The sequence below is a fragment of the Xenorhabdus stockiae genome (genome assembly GCF_002632825.1).
Lineage (GTDB): Bacteria > Pseudomonadota > Gammaproteobacteria > Enterobacterales > Enterobacteriaceae > Xenorhabdus > Xenorhabdus stockiae.
This window is the reverse complement of the sequence record NZ_NJAJ01000003.1, coordinates 38,677-58,909: the sequence shown is the minus strand read 5'-3', so window position 1 is coordinate 58,909 and position 20,233 is coordinate 38,677. Positions and strand designations below refer to the sequence as shown.

Genomic DNA, 20,233 nt, shown 5'->3' with positions numbered 1-20,233 from the left:
TGGGCAGGTTAAAGTCTTACTTAAATTTACTTAGCTATTAACTGAATCACGCAGACGTTTTGCGGCTTCAACCATATTCGCCAATGACTGGCGGGTTTCTGCCCAGCCCCGGGTTTTCAGGCCACAGTCGGGGTTAACCCATAAACGTTCAACCGGAATACGTTCAGCCGCTTTGCGCAACAAGGCTTCAATCCACTCAACACTCGGCACATTCGGTGAGTGAATGTCATACACGCCTGGCCCAATTTCATTTGGATATGAAAAGTCTTCAAACGAATCCAGCAGTTCCATATCTGAGCGAGACGTTTCAATGGTGATAACATCCGCATCCAGTGCTGCAATGGAAGTCATGATGTCATTGAACTCGCAATAACACATATGGGTATGGATCTGAGTCTCGTCTTCCGCAATGGCTGCACTTAGTTTAAAGGCATCCACTGCCCAATCCAGATATGCCTGCCACTCTTCGCGGCGCAGCGGCAAGCCTTCGCGCAATGCTGGTTCATCAATCTGGATAATGCCAATACCCGCTTTCTGCAAATCATCCACTTCATCACGCAGAGCCAGTGCAATCTGCTTAGCAATAGTTTCCCGGCTGATATCTTCCCTTGGGAATGACCAGCAAAGAATCGTTACCGGCCCGGTTAACATGCCTTTTACTGGCTTATCTGTCAGGGATTGAGCATAGGTTGCCCAATCAACGGTAATCGCTTCTGGACGGCTGATATCTCCGATAATGACCGGTGGTTTAACACAGCGGGAACCATAACTTTGTACCCAGCCGTTTTGCGTAAAGACATAACCGTCAAAATGTTCACCGAAATATTCCACCATGTCATTACGTTCGGCTTCACCATGTACCAGCACATCTAATCCCAGCCGTTCCTGCTCAGTGATCGCCTGTTTAATATGTTCACTGATATTGGTGCGGTAATGATTGCCATCAACGCGACCTTTCTTGAAATCCAGGCGTAAGCCGCGGATCTCTGTTGTCTGAGGGAAAGAACCTATCGTTGTTGTCGGCCACAAAGGTAGTTTATAACGTTGACGTTGGAGTCTGGCGCGCTCTTCATAAACTTGATTACGTTCGCTGTCCTGCGGACGGATCTTGTTAAGGCGCTCAGCTACAGCCGGATTATTCACCCGGACGGAGCTACGGCGGGCACGAATTGGCGCGCTATAATCATCCAGCTCGGGCTGTCTGCTGCCTTGTGGAGCATTCAATGCCTGAGATAGCAGAGAAAGTTCCGCACATTTCTGTAGTGCAAAGGCAAACCAACTCCTAACTTCTTCATCCAGTCCTGTTTCATCATTCAGATCAATCGGGCTATGTAATAATGAGCAAGAACTACCGATCCAAATATCTCGTTTACCCAATAAAGGCGCAACAAGTTCATATTTTGCGCTCAGATCTGCCCGCCAGACGTTACGTCCGTTAACAACCCCTAACGATAACAATAATGTCTCAGGTAAAGATTTATGCAGTTCATCCAGTGAATCCTGCCCTGCAACTAAATCAACATGTAACCCCTGTACCGGCAGTGATTTAATGGTCGCTAGATTATGACTGATACTATCAAAGTAGGTTGTCAGCAATAACTTAACCTGGCCCTGCAGTGCCTGATAAGCAGGCTGAAATGCAGCTAACCACTCTTCTGGCAGCTCCAGCACCAATGCAGGCTCATCTATCTGTACCCACTCGATGCCACGTTTTGCCAGTTCACCCAGCACCTGTTGATATACGGGCAGAATATCCGCCAATAAAGAGAGGCGTTCAAAGGCTTTGCCTTTTACCTTTCCAAGCCATAAATAAGTCACCGGCCCCAGTAAAACAGGTTTTACGTTATGTCCCAGTGCTAGTGCTTCATCGACTTCATCCAGCAGTTGAGTCCATCCTAATTTAAATTCTTGACCTTCCTGAAACTCAGGAACAATGTAATGGTAGTTAGTGTTAAACCACTTGGTCATTTCTGACGCAGCAGCCGGAGTACCTGTCGGTGCCCGACCACGGGCAATGCGGAATAGTGTATCTAAATCAATGTTTCCATCTTCATTTTGATGGCGAGGAGGAACGTTCCCCAGCAGCAGACTGGTCGTCAATACTTGGTCATACCAAGCGAAATCACCGACAGGAATTAAATCTACTCCTGCTTCTTTTTGCTGTTGCCAGTGACGTGCTCGTAATTCACGGCCTGTTTCTAGCAATTCTTGTTGAGAAATTTTACCTGCCCAATAGCTTTCTTGTGCTTTTTTTAGCTCTCTTTTCAATCCGATACGTGGAAAACCTAATGTATGATTTAAAACTGTCATGTCGTCACCCGCAAATTTTAGCCGTCTAGATGTTTACACTTCTATAATCAACAGGTAATGTATAAACCACAAGCGCAAATTATTCATCATCAACTTGAAGGTTTTTCATGATCGAAATTAAACACTTAAAAACATTGCAAGCACTAAATCTCTGTGGCTCATTGGCAGCTGCTGCGAATCACTTGCATCAAACTCAATCTGCTCTTTCACATCAATTCAGTGAATTAGAGCATCGTCTGGGATACAAACTTTTCATTCGTAAAAGTCAGCCGCTTCAACTTACACATCAGGGAGAAGTTCTACTGAAGCTGGCTGAGCAGATTTTACCGATGATCAAAGCATCTCTGAGTGAGTGTAATGAACCGGAAGAAACTAACCTACGCATTGCGATTGAATGTCATAGCTGTATTCAGTGGCTCACGCCTGCATTAAAGCTTTTCCGGGAAAGCTGGCCGCTGGTTAATGTGGATTTCAAATCCGGGGTGACATTTGATCCACAACCGTCCCTGCAACAAAAGGAGCTGGATATTGTACTGACATCCGATATTATTTCCGACAGCGATCTCCACTATACACCGCTGTTTGATTATGAAGTAAAGTTGGTGGTGGCCCCGGATCATCCATTAGCCAATCAGCGGGATATTCAGCCACAAGATCTCGCACCTGAGACGTTACTGATTTATCCTGTTCAACGACAACGTTTTGATATTTGGAGACGTTTTCTCCAGCCAGCCGAAGTAACTCCCACCCTGAAAACCGTTGATAACACTTTATTACTGATCCAAATGGTGGCAGCCCGCTTAGGTATTGCAGCATTACCTCACTGGGCCGTAGAAACATTTGAAAGACAGGGTTTAGTTGTCACGCAAACGCTGGGAGAGGGATTATGGAGCCGGTTGTACGCTGCCTGCCGTAAAGGAGAGCAACACCAACCGGCTATTGATACATTTATTCGTTCTGCGCGCCAGCACGCGGTGGATAGTCTGCCTTTTGTAAAACGGGTTTCAATATCCAGCGGTGATGCACCCAAAGCGATGCAACAATCAGGCTGCCTCCAATGCTAAAGCTCAGCCAATCTGGATGCTGCTGCCAAATGACAAAGTTAACCAGTAACCCAGCCGGAACCAGCATATTATTCATAATTGCGAGTGTTCCGGCATCAACCTGAGTTGCACCATAGTTCCACATAAAATAGCCAATACCGGATGCCCCTGCGCCTAACCAGATCAGAACCCACCACTGTAATTGCGTTGTCGGCAGCTTCTGTGGGTTACCAAAGATTAACCATCCGATAATTGCAACAACACAGGCACCTAAATAGAACCATGAAATCGCCACTCGTTGTGGGATCGGATGCTTCTCCATCAAACGCTTATAACCAACCTGACCAATAGCAAAGAAAATATTCGCCAGTTGCACCAAAATCAAGCCAATCCAAAAAGATTCACTTAGCCGGTCATAACGGATAATCGCAGCTCCGGCAACAGCCAGCAGCGAACTGAGTGCATATCCCCAACGCAGCCTCTGACGCTTCAGTAAATCGTAGATCAGTGTGACATACAGCGGTGTCATAACAGTAAAAAGCAGAAACTCTGCCACTGTCAGATAGTGGTACGCATGAAATACAAACAAGTACATCACACCCAGTTGGCAAGCGCCCACTGCCATATACAGCGAAATCACTTTCAGCGATAGCCCACGCCAGCGCAGGAATGGCAGGAATACCAAAGCAGCGAGTGCTACTCTGATGAGTACAGAAAACCAGCTATCAACCTGACCGGCAAGATAAGCACCGATCAGGCTGAATGAGGCGGCCCACAAAAATGTTGTGATTGTTAATAGCCACATATTTATTGAGATTTATCCACTAACAGTGCTTCCAGCAGATCAAGATCATGCAAAAGCGTCTGTAATGTTTCATTACTAACTTTACGGGTTGCACGCAAGTGATACAGTTCCCCTCTTTCAGCCCGTAATGCAGTCAGACGGAAACGACGCTCCAGCTCTTCAACCTCCAAGCTGTGTTCACCCTCGTCCGTGCCCGCAGTACGGCGCCGTAAGTAACCGGTAACCCGGGAAGCAACTTCGCTAATCACTTCAGCATCTAATTTTTCTTCTGTGCTGGCAGACAGGCGTTCTTCCATTTTATTCATACTGACAATCGCAACTTCAGCCATCGCTGCTTTCGCCATTCTGATTTCATCAAGATCAGCCTGTTTGTCTCCCACTTTCATACCTCTCAGCAAGAGTGGCAGGGCAATGACGCCAACAAAAAGTGAAACCAGAATCACACCTGCAGAAATAAAGATCAACTGATAACGGGCAGGAAACGGATCGCCATCCGGCAGGAAGAGAGGTACTGACAGAGCACCAGCCAGAGTAATAGCACCACGGACTCCCGCAAATGAAGCCAGCAACAATTCACGCGTAGTGTAGGTTGAGAATTCCAGTGGTTTCTTCTTCATCAGGATTTTACTGGTATTTTTCATCAGCCATAACCAGCAGAACCGCAGCAATACCAGTGCGCCATAAATGATGCCTACAGCAGCAAACAGCATCCAGGTTTCTACATGCGGGTCGAGATCAGCCTGAGCAACAGAAGTCTCCCAAATTCCCGGCAACTGTAGCCCCAGCATGATGAATACCAGCCCGTTAAATACGAATGCCAGCATTCCCCAAACATTATCCGCTCGCAAACGCATATCCAGCGGTGCATTACGGATCACGCCAGCCGTACTGATAGTCATACCCGCCGCAACAGCAGCCAGAATGCCAGAAACACCAATATGTTCAGCAATCATGTAAGAAGCAAATGGCAACAGCATCATAAACATGATTTGAGTCGCGGGATCATCGCCACTCCAGCGGCTCATCAATCTCAGTGATTTACTGTACAACCAGGTAACAGCAACGCCTGATGCCAGACCACCAATTGCAACTTTAAAGAATTCGAATGTTGCACCGGTTACCGTAAATGCCATTGTTCCCATGGCAATTGCCACAGCAAATTTCAGAGCGACCAGACCCGAAGCATCGTTCATCAACGCTTCACCTTCCAGCACACTCATCATATTTTTAGGAATGCGCCCTTTCCCGACGATTGAGGATAAGGCAACGGCATCGGTTGGTGACAACACGGCGGCCAGAGCAAAAGCCGCAATAAGCGGAATACTCGGCAATAACCAGTAAATCAAATAACCAATACCGACAACTGTTACTAAAACCAGCACTAAAACCAGAATAACGATTTCACGCCCATGGTGAAAAAATTCTCTGGTCGGTGTTTTCCAGCCATCAACAAATAACAAAGGAGGGATAAGTAAAACGAGGAATAATTCAGGGTCGAAAGTAACGTGTAAACCAAAATGAGGCCAAGCCAGCAACGCCCCCATTGCTATTTGCACTATCGGCAAAGGGACACGGAACGGGATCACCTTAGTAAGAACACCAGAAACTGACACCACCAAAATCAAGATCAAGATAGTAAAGAATATTTCCATGTTACCCTTACAAATTGCCAAAAATCCGTCGGTGAGGAGATTGTGACTGTTTTTTCTTTCTAATAACAGCGCTAATAACCACAAAAATTGAAGTTATTCTGGAAAATCAAAAAACAATCACATTGTGAATCAATGACCCGCAAGCCATTTTCTTATTTTATACTTATCTGAGGGATTTTGTCGAAAATTTGACAGGTTTTAAAAATTATCAGGCAGGGAAATATATGCGCAAACGTTAACCGCTTACGCATAGCTTTCAGGCTAGTTCTGGCTAAATGGCCCAACTGCTAGCATAGAATACCACCAGTGCAGTGGCGATGACTACCGTACTAATATTCAGCTTACGCCACTCACCGGCAAAAATACGCCCGACAACCAACGTGCTGAAACCTAACATAATTCCTGTCACGATATTACAGGTCAGAACGATGAATACGGCGCACAACAGCCCCGACACAGCATCAACAGAATCATCGAAATTCAGTTTTCTCACATTGCTCAGCATCAGCAGACCGACATACATTAAAGCCGGTGCAGTGGCATACGCAGGAACCAGATATGACAATGGGGAAAGGAATAAGATTAGCAGAAACAAAATACCGACAATGGTCGCAGTTAACCCTGTTTTTCCGCCTACAGCACTCCCTGCGGCAGATTCGATATAAACGCCAGCAGGCGAAGAGCCTATCGCTCCGGCAAAAATACTACTGACAGAATCAGCGGTTAACGCCTTACTACCACTAATAATCTGCCCACGCTTATCCAACAGGTTGGCCTGCCCGGCCACAGCTCTGATAGTCCCTGTGGCATCAAATACTGCGGTCATCACCAGTGCAAGAAGGCTTGGCAGGACAGCAGGCTGTAACGCCCCCATGATATCCATACTGAACATCAGGGAAAGGCCGTCTTCTCCTAATGTGGGGACTTTAAAAAAACCCTGATATTTCACCGCAGGATCGAAAATCAGGCCAATGATTGAAATAGCAATGATAACCAACAAAATGCTACCGGGGACTTTTTTCTTTTCCAGACCGATAATCGCAGCCAGACCAAACAGAGTCATAAAGACAGGAAAGGCAGTCAGTGTACCAAAGGCAACCGGTAATCCTTCCTTCGGATTTTTAATCACCAGACCGACACCATTTGCCGCAATAAGAAGCAAAAATAATCCGATACCAATTCCTGCCCCATGTGCAATTCCCATTGGAATATTGCGCAATAACCAGGCTCGAATACCGGTAACAGAAATAAAGGTGAATATACATCCCATCAGAAAAACAGCGCCCAGAGCAACAGGGATGCTAACTTGCTGCCCTAATACCAGACTAAAAGCAGTAAAGGCAGTCAGTGAGATGGCACAGCCAATCGCCATCGGCAAATTAACCCATAACCCCATCAGCAATGAGCCAATTCCGGTCACCAGACAGACAGAAATAAATACTGCGGTATGAGGAAATCCGGCTTGTCCGAGCATACCCGGTACAACAATAACGGAATACACCATAGCCAGAAATATTGTTAACCCAGCGAGAATCTCCTGACGTACCGAGCTTCCACGTTCAGTTATCTTAAAATACCTATCGAGTTTGCATTGAGTTGGTGCCTGCGTGCCAGACATATTTATCCCCTGCCAGTGTGTTAAATATCGATCATTATTTTTCTCATCATTTCTTTACTCCCCTTCCGACGAAAACGATTACGTCACTTAATAACGCTAAAAATGCTGAAGCTATCAATTCAGCCATTTCTCATACGCAATCGTTTGGCTTTTGAGATAAAAAAATGGTGAGATAATTTGAGGCAGAAGATTATCCAGTGAATCGGGGATAAGAATCAAGTCATAGCCATAAATTTTATTACCTGTTATCTATCAGCAAATCGTGTGTTTTGCCTATCAATCAACCAATAAACCAAGTAAAATTACGATTGTATTCTGAGTATATGTCACACCACAAAAAGACCACTCATTTCAATTCAAACAATAGGTTTTTTATAATGCATCAATCTGATGTTGTTGATCGTTCGCTTTTTTCCCTGAGCTGGCCGATCTTCATTGATATTTTTCTTCATATGGCAACGCTGTTAATCAATACCTATATGGTTAGCCATATTTCTTCCGCTTATCTGGCTGCGATGGGCGTTGGGAATCATGTTTTTGATCTATTTATTACTATCTTCAATTTTATCAGCGTTGGTTGCAGCGTTGTCATCGCCCAATACCTCGGTTCAGGAAGGCGGGATAAAGCCAGTCAGGCGATCCACATTTCCATCGCCTTTAATTTTGTATTGGGATTTGGCTGTGCATTGGTAACTATTTTCTTCGGCTACAAAATCCTGCATATCATGAATCTGCCAGAAAACCTGATGGATGATGGATTTGCTTATCTGCATATTTTAGGTATCTGTCTGATACCAGAAGCCATTTCAATTATTCTGGCAGCCTGCTTGCGAGTATATGGCAAATCCAAATCAGCCATGTATGTCACCCTGATTGCCAATCTACTGACAATTGTCGGCAATATGATTGTTCTGTACGGGTTCTTCGGGCTACCTAAATATGGCCTCGAAGGTGTGGCATGGTCTACAGTATTTGGTCGTACTGTTGCAGTTATTCTCCTTTGTGGCTTGCTATTTTATGGCCTGAAAATAAAGCTGGTACCCAAATTACTCATATGCTGGTCAAAGAATATGCTTGGAAAAATCCTGCATATCGGTTTGCCTGCGGCCGGTGAAAACCTCGTGTGGATATTGCAGTACATGACGGCACAGGCGTTTATCGGTTTGATGGGTGAAACATCTCTGGCAGCACAGACGCTGTATTTCCAGCTATCGCTGTTCATTATGCTTTTTGGGATTGCCACCAGTATTGGTAACGAAATTATGGTTGGTCATCTTGTCGGGGCAAAACGCTTTGAAGAGGCCTATATCCGCGGTATAAAAAGCCTGAAAATCGGTGTTATCGTCACAATTGGAGTGGTCTTATCTTTCTGGGCTTTCCGGCAACCACTTCTCGGCCTGATGACAGAAGACCAAAAAATCATTGAGCTGTTGCTGCCACTCTTCCTGTTATCAGTGTTTCTTGAACCGGGACGTACTTTTAATATCGTTATGGTCAACGCACTGCGAGCATCAGGCGATGCCCGGTTCCCGCTTTATACTGCCCTGATTTTCATGTGGGGTATCTCTATCCCCGTTGGTTATTTTCTGGGAATTACCATGGGAATGGGCATTCTGGGGATCTGGATTGGATTTTTCTGTGATGAGTGGGTACGTGGTCTGGTAAACGCGTGGCGCTGGAAATCCAAAAAATGGCAAACTAAGCGATTGGATGTTTAATCAGATTAAAGAACGTTAGTAAAAATGCCGCAGTAATTATCTGCGGCATTTGTAATAAGATAATCGGAAAGGTAACAGGAGTAATTATTCTGTTTTTTCTTTACGATAAAACGCTGAACGTGGGCCATACAGCAGGTGGCCATTCCAGTATTGCCCGGCACTTAACAAACGGTTGCAGGTAATACCCGCAATTTCGTGTCCTCTATCAGCGACAGTATTCACAATTTGTTCAATGGCCGCAGACACTAACATACCAATAATTCCGCCACCACCATTGTTACGATTCTCTGCGCTGGATGCTGTTGCGATACCACCCCAGATTTTTTCACCTGTACGCAAATCAACCAAACGAGCCTCAGCAGTCACACGAGTATCACTACTGATGATCTGATATTGTGTACCGTATTGCGTGATATCCAAGTAAAGCGCTGCATCTGCACCAAAAATATCATGCAATTTCTTATAGCTGATATTGCTAATATCCTGAGCCTCAGACACACCATTCTGCCGGAAGGTTTCTTCTACTACCGCAACAGGAAAAACATAATATCCTGACTCAGCCAATGGATAAGTAACCTGAGAAATCACACTGCCAGCGGCTTTCACATCTACAGACTTATTCACTGCTGGCAGAACCAGTATTGATTTGGGATCGCTTGCCCTTAAGGCAGAATAATCATGCGGTGCCTGTTTGGCACACCCCGTCAGTATCAGCAAAAATAAAGCACCAATCGCGCCCAAAATACGGTTCATTATTTCACTCCCTTATTTTTATTCAGCAGAAAATCCATATAAGGTGCAGATTCAGGAAATAATCTTTTCTCTATTTCAAACTGCTGAAAGGCATCCTCAATATTGCCTGTTTTGCTGTACAGTAGCCCCATTTGTGCATGCAGGCCGGGAGGAACCGGTTTATCTTTGGCTTTTGCTTGTTCAATCACTTTTTCCAGAGCCTGTATCTGCTCCAGTGGCCCAGTTTTATCTTGTTGGTAATACTGGTAAAGCGTTGACTGGTAATCACCCCATTCATAAATAGTTTTAGGTGCCTGTACACATCCGACTAACACTAGCGTGCCCAGTAACATCCCCGTCTTTTTCATCAAAAACATTAAATGATCTTTCCTATATAATATTTATTATTAATTCGTTGGCTTCCAAGCACCACTTTCAATACCTGACACTAAATCATTCACGGCTTCACGAATTGCCAAATCCAAAACCTTGCCATTCAGAGTGGAGTCATAACCCGAAGTGCCGCCAAATCCAATAATTTCACGGTTGGATAGCTTGTACTCCCCGGCTCCCGCTGAAGAGAAAACGACTTCGGAAGTTTCCACATTCACCACATTCAGCATCACTTTTGCATAAGCGATCTGTGATTTACCACGACCTAAAATTCCCCATAACTGGTGATCACCTACTTCTTTACGGCCAAATTCAGTCACTGCACCAGTAATGACATAACTTGCCCCTTTTAACTTCTGTGCTTTACCTTGTAATCCGGCTTCTGTTTGCAATTCGGCCATATTCGTGCGCTCCAGCACATTAAAACGACCGGTTTGCTGTAAGTCTGTCACCAGAATAGTTTTTGACTGGTTACCCAAACGATCAATACCATCAGAGAAAATACCATTCTGGTAGCTTGAACGGTTTTCAAACTTACCCACAGCAATAGGGCTGCGAATACCTTTGTAGGTTGTGTTATAAGAGGAAACTTTTTGAACCTGAAGAGTTGATGAGGATTCTGTTGCACAGCCGGCTAGCATGAGTGAAGCCAGACAAACAGAAGCTAAAGTCAGTTTACTTTTCATTATTTTCTTCCTGCGAATTTTTTGATTAACAGCCTGTCAGGTCAGTTATACCTTTATATTATCTTGCTGGTTTCTATTTAAGCGAAATTAAGTATATAACGGCAGATATGACCAAGATAAAACGGCTAAATAATAGGTTTTATCATAGGAAAAGTCCATGAAATAAAACATGATATAATCAACAATGCTCTGTCACTATAGTTAAACAAAACTGAAGATATTAAACCTTAAAATATCATTATAGAAATATCATATATTGCGGAATATTATTTCCAAACAACCCGCTAAAAATAGGAATAATTATATAAACCCTGACTTAAATGATAATTAACATCTCTTCCAGAGCTTCTCACACTAGGCCTCGCCTGTGTCACTATACCTGATGAGTTTTGAATATCACAACTACGATAAAATCACTAATTCCTATCTAAAAATAGAAATAACTTTCTAAAAAAACGGAAAAACAAAACAAATATAATTTTAAAAAATAAACAAAACAAAAACACATACATGCCATTTTAAAATCATATAAATATCAGATGGTTTAATTAATCATTAAATAATATTTGATAAGCATCTATTCCGTTCCGTTATTTTTATTTAAAGCGATAAATTAATACAATATTCTGACCATAAATTGATTCAGATTAAATAAAATATAAAAATAAATAAATAAAATTACCCACATTAGGACAGATGGATTTTTATCCATTTTTTATCGCTAATAAGAAAAAACTAGATTAATATTCTAAATTATATCATAATGAAAATAATAAAAAGGATTTAATACTAACAGGATGTTTTGAGTAAGTTCAGATGTGATAAAACACATCGTTTTCTCTCTGGTTGTTTAAATTTTCAATATTATAAACAATTACAACCTCCTGATATAAAAAGAAAATGATAAACCGCACCCATTTAGGCATAAAAATGACTCTTCTCAAAAACGTATTAAGCCAGAGTCATCCGGAAAACATTTTCTTCATAAAATTCTTTAATATCAACACACAACAATTCATTTTCTGAGCAAACAATTCTTTGGTGTTTATATGGTATGTCTCCCTGCACTTAGTTAAACCCGACTCCAACACCAAAAATGTAAGCGAGAACTATTATGAAAACAGCAATAAAAGGTAATCAGCCCATGTCTCATGTTTCTTCGGCAGCAAAACGAGCCAATATGACAGAAGCTGAATGGAAACAAGCCATAAAGTTCAATGGTACTGACATGGGTTGGGTGATCATGAGTATTGGCATGGCCATAGGAGCAGGTATTGTTTTCCTTCCTGTTCAGGTTGGTCTGATGGGACTATGGGTTTTCCTGCTCTCTTCAGTTATCGGCTATCCGGCTATGTATCTTTTTCAGCGGTTGTTCATTAATACACTTGCCGAATCCCCCGAATGTAAAGACTATCCCAGCATAATCGGGGGTTATCTTGGTAAAAACTGGGGGATTTTATTAGGTGTGCTCTACTTTATTATGCTGGTAATTTGGATGTTTGTTTACTCCACTGCAATTACCAATGATAGCGCCTCATACCTACAAACCTTCGGAGTGACCGATAACTTACTCTCCGAAAATCCTTTTTATGGTCTGGCCTTAATCTGTATTTTAGTGATGATTTCTTCCCGTAGTGAGCAATTACTATTTAAAGTTTCCAGCCTGATGGTAACGGTAAAATTAGTTGTTGTTGCAGCACTGGGGCTTTCCATGATTGGTATGTGGCACTTATACAATATCGGTGCGCTTCCTCCTTTTTCCATGTTAATCAAAAAAGCCATTATCACGCTACCTTTCACACTGACTTCCATTTTGTTTATTCAGACACTCAGCCCAATGGTTATCTCTTATCGAAGTCATGAAAGCAACCGCGAAGTTGCCCGCTATAAGGCACTACGAGCGATGAATATTGCCTTTGCTATCCTGTTTTGTACCGTATTTTTCTATGCCGTCTCTTTCACGCTGGCACTAGGGCACGATGAAGCAATCAAAGCTTATGAGCAGAATATTTCTGCACTTGCGATTGCCGCCCAATTTTTCCCTGGTGGCTGGGTCATTTTTGTCAGTGTCATGCTCAATGTCTTCGCTGTCATGACCGCTTTTTTTGGTGTTTATCTCGGATTCCGCGAAGCCAGTCAGGGAATAGCCATGAACCTGCTAGGACGGTTAATGCCTGCTGCAAAAATCAATGAAAAGTGGGTCCAAAAAGGCATTATGGTATTTGCTATTTTATTGGCGTGGGGAGCTATCATTCTTAATGCCCCTGTTTTAAGTTTCACCTCTATCTGTAGCCCGATATTTGGGATTGTAGGCTGCCTAATTCCAGCCTATCTGGTTTATAAAGTCCCCAGCCTTCATCACTACAAAGGAGTCTCACTGGTTTTAATTATCTTCACAGGGCTCTTACTGTGTATCTCTCCTTTCCTGGCCTTTTCTTGATGTGATAAAAACAGTCACTGACTGTTTTATGATTAAAGTTTATTTACAAATAACGGCCTTCCGCTACGGAAGGTCTTTATCAGACATATTTCAATTAGCTTTTCTATTATCTTTACGCATCTACCTCTATTACCCTTTTTATAAAGATCACAATCTCTCATCTGGAATGCATATTTTATGCCGGATAAATTCATTCCTTAACTACCACAATGTATCTTGAAATCTATAAGTCATTTGTGTTATCAAATACCTCTAATAAACTATTATTGCAATGATAATCGTCATTTTTAATTAATTATAATTTATATTTATTTAATAATTTATCCTGCCTTAATAGGAAAAATAAAGCCATTTAGTTATTAATGAAATAATCACTTACAAAAATAGTAACTATAAATAATAGTTCTCCAATACATATCCATTGATCATTTAACACTCTACAATACTTCCATTATTGGCATTAAAATGCCTACTATCATCATTAAATATTAAACATCAAAACAAAATATCGTATATTCAAAAAACATAAAATATTAATCCATAAAATATCATATGGAGTCTTTTTGTAGATAATTAGCACACAAAATAAGTGTATATTTTGATCTAATTAGATAAATCATTTACTTTTTCCACTAAATGCAGTAAAAAGACGAAACCACTACACCCTAAAGGAACAATATAAGAATAAAAAACTAAAAATAAAACTCAGTAAAATGTTTAGTTGCAAAATTTAGCCAAACAACATTCTTAGTAGAATTATCTTTATAATTAGCCCATTCTATTCACGAGGGTTACATAACAAATATTTACACTTTCTCAATAAATATTTTCATTAAAAAAAGATAAATAGAAGCAGTAAATTTCTTCATTGTCTGTTTTCTAATTATATTAACCTGGTATTTATCCAATCATGTGGAAAAGCTCCAATAGCTTGTTGTATTCGATTAGTTTAAATATCCCCGTTATTTATAGCTGATCGAACTGATGTAATAGGAATGATAATTTCATGAAGCAACGTAAATTTTTAACCCGATACGAAATAGATGCAATTTTGGCAGAAACAAAACAAGGACGTCATGCAGAACGAGATTATTGCATGTTATTGATGTGTTTTATTCATGGCTTCAGAGTCAGTGAGCTGTGTAATTTATGTTTATCCGATCTCGATTTAAATTCAGCTATTATTCATATCAGACGATTAAAAGGTGGTCTGTCAACAACACATCCACTAATCCCGGAAGAAATTGAAGCACTAAAAAAATGGCTGGATGTACGCCAAAAATGGCGAGAAGCGGATTCTCCATGGGTTTTCCTCTCCCAAAAATCGGGAGCGGTTTCACGGCAACAAGTTTATGGGTTACTAAAGCGTTATGGCAAGCAGGCTGCGGTCAGTGTTTCTCCACACCCTCATATGCTAAGACATGCCTGTGGTTACGCACTTGCCGATCTCGGCCGTGATACACGTTTAATTCAGGATTATCTGGGGCACCGTAATATTTCACATACAGTGATTTACACAGCCAGTAATGTAAAACGCTTTTCTAACATTTGGGAAACACACTCTAAGTGAATTTCCATCTATTTTCCCTGTATTCACTATACACAATAGAATTCAAGATGCATCGCAGCGGCAAGGGAGTTCACCCCCAGGAGCATAGATAACTATGTGACAGGGGTGAGCGAGCGCGGCCAACAAAGAGGCAACTTGAAAGACGAAGTGTATAACATGATCTGTTATTGCGACGATCTCCACTACTTCTTCTGTGGAGATTGCAGATAAAAAAACAGGTGAATTCATCATAATACAAATATGAACCTTAACGTATGATAAATCTGATTTATGTATAATATTTGTCTTTATTGTTTTTTATTTGTTAAATCAGTACTTACTGTTTTTATAAAACTTAAACTCCAGGTTAGAATTTATAATATAAATTTCTATTTAAATATGTGAAAAAAATTTCTACCTATTCTTAATAATATACATTATGAATTTCAGGTTGCAGCCAGTAATACAGCAACTGAAAGGTAGATATAGAAAAATGCATTACCCAGAATCTTACTGCAATGAAGTGATTTCATCAGTAAAGAGGCAGCTTAAAAAATGAAGGGAATATTCCCTTCATTTTTCAAGTTCAGTGAAACAGATATCTTGTTATTAAAAAATGACTAACTATAGTTGTGCAAATTTTTCCCTGATTTTCTGCTCTGGCAGATCTACTCCAATAAAAACCAACACACTTTGACGCTGTTCATCATCACGCCATTCACGATCCCAGTCCGCACTGTACAAACGCTGTACTCCCTGAAACAATAACCTGCGCGATTCTTCCTGAATGGCAAGAATACCTTTATAACGCAGTAAATTATCAGCAAAACTCAGTAACAATTCTTCCATCAAATTTGAAACTTTCGTTAATTCCACTGAATGGTTCAGAGTAACAACTATCGACTGAACACTATTTTGGTGCTGAGGGATAAAACGAAAAACAGGCTGTGTAATAGTCAGTTGATCATTCAGAATAAAGCCTTCCAGATCAAAAAGCAGACCTAAGTCAGCCTCACCATGTACGATCTTATGGATCGGTGCTCTGGCATTGATCTTCTGCAATCGCCCGATTAATGCGTCATTCTCAGGAGCAACATCCGTTTTCGTCAACAAAAGCCTATCAGCATATCCTACTTGTGATTGTGCAATGGAAAAATCATCAAGCTGCTGCTCTGCATGAACCGCATCCACCAGTGTAATAATGCCATCCAGTAAAAAACGCTGACACAAAACCTCGTGAGAAAAGAAAGTCTGAGTGATTGGGCCGGGATCTGCCATCCCTGTACATTCAATAATCAGACGATCAAAAACAAACTGCCCGTTATCAATACCATCTAATAAATCAAGTAAAGTATCTTCCAGCTCATTCGAGCGACTACAACAGATACAACCATTGCTTAGTGTTTTAATTTGTGTTGCTCTATCTCCGATAAGTTCATTATCAATAGGTACTTCACCAAATTCATTTTCTATGACAGCAATTTTATAACCATGTTCAGCATTGAGAATATGCTGTAATAATGTCGTTTTCCCTGATCCTAAAAATCCTGTAAGGATGGTCACTGATATAGGTTTCATTTTTTCCTGCATCACTATAAAAATTGTTTGTTTTAAAAAATTCAAATCTGAGATCAATAATAATACACGATTTGAACAATCAGATTAATCCAGTTACTCCAATTCTAGAAAAATAATACCATACTGATAAAAATTACTTCTCTTCTCAGACTTGTATTAAAAAACAACTCCAGCAGAATACTATTTATATTAATGGAGATGGACCATGAAAATAAACAAAAGAATTGAGATGGATCAAATTCCTCATAGTACCGGGACTCAGGAAGAACTATCAATTGATATTGCTATTGTTGGTGCGGGTGTATCTGGTTTATATACAGGATATCGTTTGTTAAGTGGAGATTATTCTGACAACACCAATTATCCTACAAATGTACATATTTTTGATTTAAATCATACGATAGGAGGAAGGTTACTCTCTGTTAACTTACCTGGAATGGATATTATTGGTGAGTTAGGAGGAATGCGTTATTTAACATCACAAAAGATCACCACTTCATTGATTGAAAATATTTTTAAATTAGATCACGCTCCCTTTCCAGAAAGTGACTCACCAAATAATTTTTTCTATTTACGAGGTCAGCGATTCAGGGCGGATATATGGTCTGAAATGCAGAAAAATGATAAAAAATTTAAAATACGATACTTTCTTAATGATGATATTCAAGGATATAGTGCATCACAGCTATTTAATAAGATTATATATGACGTTTTAGTTGCAGACCCTTGGTTTAAGAAGAACTATGGTAATCTTGTTGAAAAAACAAGTAAATATGATTACAAATTTAAAATCAGTCTACGGCAGTGGGATATCATCAAAAAGAATATAACTTATATTAAAAAAGGAAGCCCCTATGATCAAATGAAAGTCAAAGACATCGGATTCTGGAATTTAATTAAAGATCAAGTCGGTCAGGAAGGATATAATTTCTTATCTGATGCAGGAGGATATTACTCAAACACCATAAACTGGAATGCTGCTGAATCAATGTCTTATATGGTAGGTGATTTTACACAAACTGATATAGAATATAGAACTATTAAAAATGGATATGATCAATTAGCTTATGCTTTAGCAAAAGCCTATACAGACCAAAATGGTGCTAAGCTATGGTTAAAAAACACTTTAATAACTTTTCAACATAATAATGGCGGAAATCGTCGTTATTCATTAAAATTCAGAAATGAAAATAGCCAGACTTATTGGACAGTACACACTGACACTATTATTCTGGCAATGCCAAAACAATCCCTTAATCTTCTGGATCAGTACAATTTTTTCTTTGATAAACATTCACAACCAAAATTAAATAAGAATATTGATACGGTCATTCCTGAACCATCATTAAAATTATTAATGGGATTTGAATACCCGTGGTGGAATAAACAATTTAACACCAAATCCGGTGCATCAATTACTGATTTAGCTATTCGCCAATGCTACTATTTCGGCACAGACGATAAAAATTCACATTCATTATTCCTATCAAGCTATAACGATATGCGGGCTGTAACATTTTGGAAAGCACTGATACAAATAAAAGATAAAGACTCTATCTATGAACCTTGTGAAACTCGTATAGTATCAAAAGAAAAATTGAAAGAATCGCCTTTACCCGGAGAGCCTGTATCTAAACACCTGGTCGAAGAAGCAATGAATCAGGTTAAAGAGCTACATGGTATTGATATTCCTCCTCCTTATATTGCCCGAATTCAAGACTGGTCTAAGGATCCATATGGTGGTGGATATCATGCATGGAAAGTCGGAGTATCAGTTGACGAAGTCATGCCTTTTATGAGGCATCCAATAAAAAATGAATCAGTGCATATTATCGGAGAAGCTTATTCAGGGGATCAAGGCTGGACTGAAGGAGCATTTTGTGTCACGGAAAAATTATTACAAGAAATATTTCGTCTTAATTGGCCTGAGTGGTTAGATAAAGAATATTATTTAGGGCGATAATTATCTATATGCAATGAATTTCAATATAGAACACTATTTAGTCTCAATCGTGTTTGGCGTGCAATCTGTGTCTGGTTTTATAGTTAATAAAATTAAATTTTAACAATAAATAAAATTGGAGAATATAGATGAATCGACATGACGTTATTAAAATGGAATCACCATTATCAGATCATGAAAATAAATACATTCATAATAAAAAATATGATATCTGTGTAGTCGGTGGAGGAATTATTGGATTGTGCACGGCTTATTATGCCGCTAAGTCTGGTAAGAATATACTGCTGATAGAAAGGAATACTATCGGAACACAAGACTCAAGCTCAGCAGGACATGTCAGAATGTGGAGAACCGTGTATGATGATCTTGAACATGCTAAATTATCTTTCAAAGCCGGAGAAATGTATTATGATTTAGAAAAAGATCTGGATTCTAAATTCATGTATATGAATGGGTTACTCAATTTTGGTATCGCCACAGGTGATACACCACAAGGCACTCTATTCGGGCCAGTAAGAGTATTAAAAGAACTCAATAAAAAATATGAAATAATTACCAAAGATGAACTGGAAAGTAAGTATCCTTTCAAAAATCTGCCAGATAATTATATGGGTTTATATAGCCCTGATAATGCAACCATTGATGTCAAAAATATTATCAAAAAACTTGGTCAATACTTGAAAGAGTCAAATAATGTTACCGTTACTGAGGAAACAAAAGTCTGTAAAATAACCAGCCGCCAAGATGGCGTTTCGATTATAACAAACAATGGCAGCTATAAATCTGATAAAGTAGTGATGACTTCTAATGCTTTCACCAATCAAATATTACCTGACTCAGTAGGAATAAGAATAAATTATATTATTTGGGATATGTGCTTTTCATATTATAAACTCACCGGAGAAATTCCAGAAAAAAACTATCCAATGTTTTTTCAATTTGAGAATTCTAAAAATGGTTACAGCAACCTGTTCTATGGCTTTCCTAGTTATGACTTTGCAAGAAAAGGCTTTATCCGTCTGGCGGTAGATTGGGCTTCGTATACTTATGATCATGTGGAAGATAGGTGTTTTGCACCAAAGGAATTAGATATTGATATAACCCGGGATTTTGCCAACAAATATATGAGAGGAGTCGATACAACCCCTATTGATATGGCGAGAGCATTGCATGCTGATTTACCTGATAATACAGCCGTCCTGGATTTTATACCTCAACAATATGACCAATACAAAAATATTATCTTATCATTAGGTGGCTGGTCATTTAAATTTGCCCCATTATTTGGCAAAGCCTGCGCCGATCTTGCATTAAAAGGAAGTACTTCTTTTAATATTTATCCATTCAGGATAGACAGGAAAAATATTATTAAGCCAGCTTAGCTGCCAGGTTTACCTGACTTAGCCTGAGGCGCAATCAACACTTTTTGATAAAAATAAGGTGACGACGCGCCTCAGGTTTGTACCATCTACACTCGCTAACAACAACGCATTCCCCCTTTCCCATCACCACCATAACGTGCATTCTGCCGTTCACGGAAGAATTCTTCATAAGTCATATAAGGTTGGTCGGGATGGTTATCCTTCATATGCTGTACATAAGTATCATAGTCAGGCACTCCCACCAGCATCCGGGCTGCCTGCCCTAAATATTTTCCGGCACGGCCAAGATTACCAAACATAACACTCTCCCATAACTGTTCTCAAAAGTGATTTCCTTAATGCTATACCTTAAAACTATACCTTA

15 protein-coding genes are annotated in these 20,233 nt (G+C 40.2%); 6 read left to right on the top strand and 9 right to left on the bottom strand.

Annotated elements, in window-relative coordinates:
* Positions 1-30: 30 nt before the first annotated feature.
* Entirely contained in the window at positions 31-2,310 is a 2,280-nt protein-coding gene (metE, locus tag Xsto_RS01515; protein WP_099123889.1) for a 5-methyltetrahydropteroyltriglutamate--homocysteine S-methyltransferase, read from the bottom strand.
* Positions 2,311-2,417: 107 nt separating this feature from the next.
* On the opposite strand from metE, the gene metR reads away from it, so the two are divergent.
* Complete coding sequence (gene metR, locus Xsto_RS01510) at positions 2,418-3,374, top strand: HTH-type transcriptional regulator MetR (RefSeq protein WP_141554483.1); 957 nt, start codon at positions 2,418-2,420, stop codon at positions 3,372-3,374.
* Here the strand turns inward: metR and Xsto_RS01505 are convergent.
* From Xsto_RS01505 to Xsto_RS01495, 3 genes are all read right to left on the bottom strand, one after another.
* Entirely contained in the window at positions 3,259-4,158 is a 900-nt protein-coding gene (locus tag Xsto_RS01505) for a carboxylate/amino acid/amine transporter (protein WP_099111096.1), read from the bottom strand. The genes metR and Xsto_RS01505 overlap by 116 nt on opposite strands.
* Before the next feature lie 2 nt (positions 4,159-4,160).
* A complete protein-coding gene (locus Xsto_RS01500) occupies positions 4,161-5,810 on the bottom strand; it encodes a Na+/H+ antiporter (protein WP_099111095.1) in 1,650 nt (549 codons plus the stop codon).
* Between the two features lie 271 nt (positions 5,811-6,081).
* The gene (locus Xsto_RS01495) at positions 6,082-7,428 is read right to left on the bottom strand and encodes an NCS2 family permease (RefSeq protein ID WP_099123888.1); all 1,347 of its coding nucleotides are present in this window, start codon (positions 7,426-7,428) and stop codon (positions 6,082-6,084) included.
* 377 nt (positions 7,429-7,805) lie between these two features.
* Here Xsto_RS01495 and Xsto_RS01490 point away from each other — a divergent pair, with 377 nt between their 5' ends.
* Positions 7,806-9,146 carry an MATE family efflux transporter gene (locus Xsto_RS01490; protein ID WP_099111093.1) on the top strand — a complete coding sequence of 447 codons (1,341 nt, stop codon included), beginning with the start codon at positions 7,806-7,808 and terminating at the stop codon, positions 9,144-9,146.
* A gap of 84 nt (positions 9,147-9,230) precedes the next feature.
* Here the strand turns inward: Xsto_RS01490 and Xsto_RS01485 are convergent, their stop codons facing one another.
* Genes Xsto_RS01485 through Xsto_RS01475 form a run of 3 tightly spaced genes read right to left on the bottom strand, consistent with a single transcriptional unit; the run spans position 9,231 to position 10,957 of the window.
* Positions 9,231-9,899: a DUF799 domain-containing protein gene (locus tag Xsto_RS01485; protein ID WP_099111092.1), complete on the bottom strand. Its 669-nt coding sequence runs from the start codon at positions 9,897-9,899 to the stop codon at positions 9,231-9,233.
* Positions 9,899-10,255, bottom strand: a complete 357-nt coding sequence (locus Xsto_RS01480) for a DUF4810 domain-containing protein (RefSeq protein WP_099111091.1) — start codon at positions 10,253-10,255, stop codon at positions 9,899-9,901. Before Xsto_RS01480 ends, Xsto_RS01485 begins: the two co-directional genes overlap by 1 nt.
* A gap of 30 nt (positions 10,256-10,285) precedes the next feature.
* Positions 10,286-10,957 (bottom strand): CsgG/HfaB family protein, encoded by a 672-nt coding sequence (locus Xsto_RS01475; protein ID WP_099111090.1) that lies wholly within the window; start codon positions 10,955-10,957, stop codon positions 10,286-10,288.
* A 1,114-nt stretch (positions 10,958-12,071) separates the two neighbouring features.
* Between Xsto_RS01475 and Xsto_RS01470 the strand changes: the two genes are divergently transcribed.
* Positions 12,072-13,397 (top strand): SLC5/6 family protein, encoded by a 1,326-nt coding sequence (locus tag Xsto_RS01470; protein WP_099111089.1) that lies wholly within the window; start codon positions 12,072-12,074, stop codon positions 13,395-13,397.
* Positions 13,398-14,403: 1,006 nt separating this feature from the next.
* Positions 14,404-14,967: a tyrosine-type DNA invertase gene (locus tag Xsto_RS01465; RefSeq protein ID WP_086955361.1), complete on the top strand. Its 564-nt coding sequence runs from the start codon at positions 14,404-14,406 to the stop codon at positions 14,965-14,967.
* A 603-nt stretch (positions 14,968-15,570) separates the two neighbouring features.
* On the opposite strand, the gene yjiA is transcribed toward Xsto_RS01465, so the two are convergent.
* Positions 15,571-16,524 carry a GTPase gene (yjiA, locus tag Xsto_RS01455; protein WP_099111087.1) on the bottom strand — a complete coding sequence of 318 codons (954 nt, stop codon included), beginning with the start codon at positions 16,522-16,524 and terminating at the stop codon, positions 15,571-15,573.
* Positions 16,525-16,729: 205 nt separating this feature from the next.
* Here yjiA and Xsto_RS01450 point away from each other — a divergent pair, with 205 nt between their 5' ends.
* Positions 16,730-18,487 (top strand): flavin monoamine oxidase family protein, encoded by a 1,758-nt coding sequence (locus tag Xsto_RS01450; protein ID WP_211284278.1) that lies wholly within the window; start codon positions 16,730-16,732, stop codon positions 18,485-18,487.
* A 128-nt stretch (positions 18,488-18,615) separates the two neighbouring features.
* The gene (locus tag Xsto_RS01445; protein WP_099123886.1) at positions 18,616-19,869 is read left to right on the top strand and encodes an NAD(P)/FAD-dependent oxidoreductase; all 1,254 of its coding nucleotides are present in this window, start codon (positions 18,616-18,618) and stop codon (positions 19,867-19,869) included.
* 95 nt (positions 19,870-19,964) lie between these two features.
* Here the strand turns inward: Xsto_RS01445 and Xsto_RS01440 are convergent, their stop codons facing one another.
* Positions 19,965-20,168 carry a YbdD/YjiX family protein gene (locus tag Xsto_RS01440; protein WP_047678653.1) on the bottom strand — a complete coding sequence of 68 codons (204 nt, stop codon included), beginning with the start codon at positions 20,166-20,168 and terminating at the stop codon, positions 19,965-19,967.
* Between the last annotated feature and the right edge of the window lie 65 nt (positions 20,169-20,233).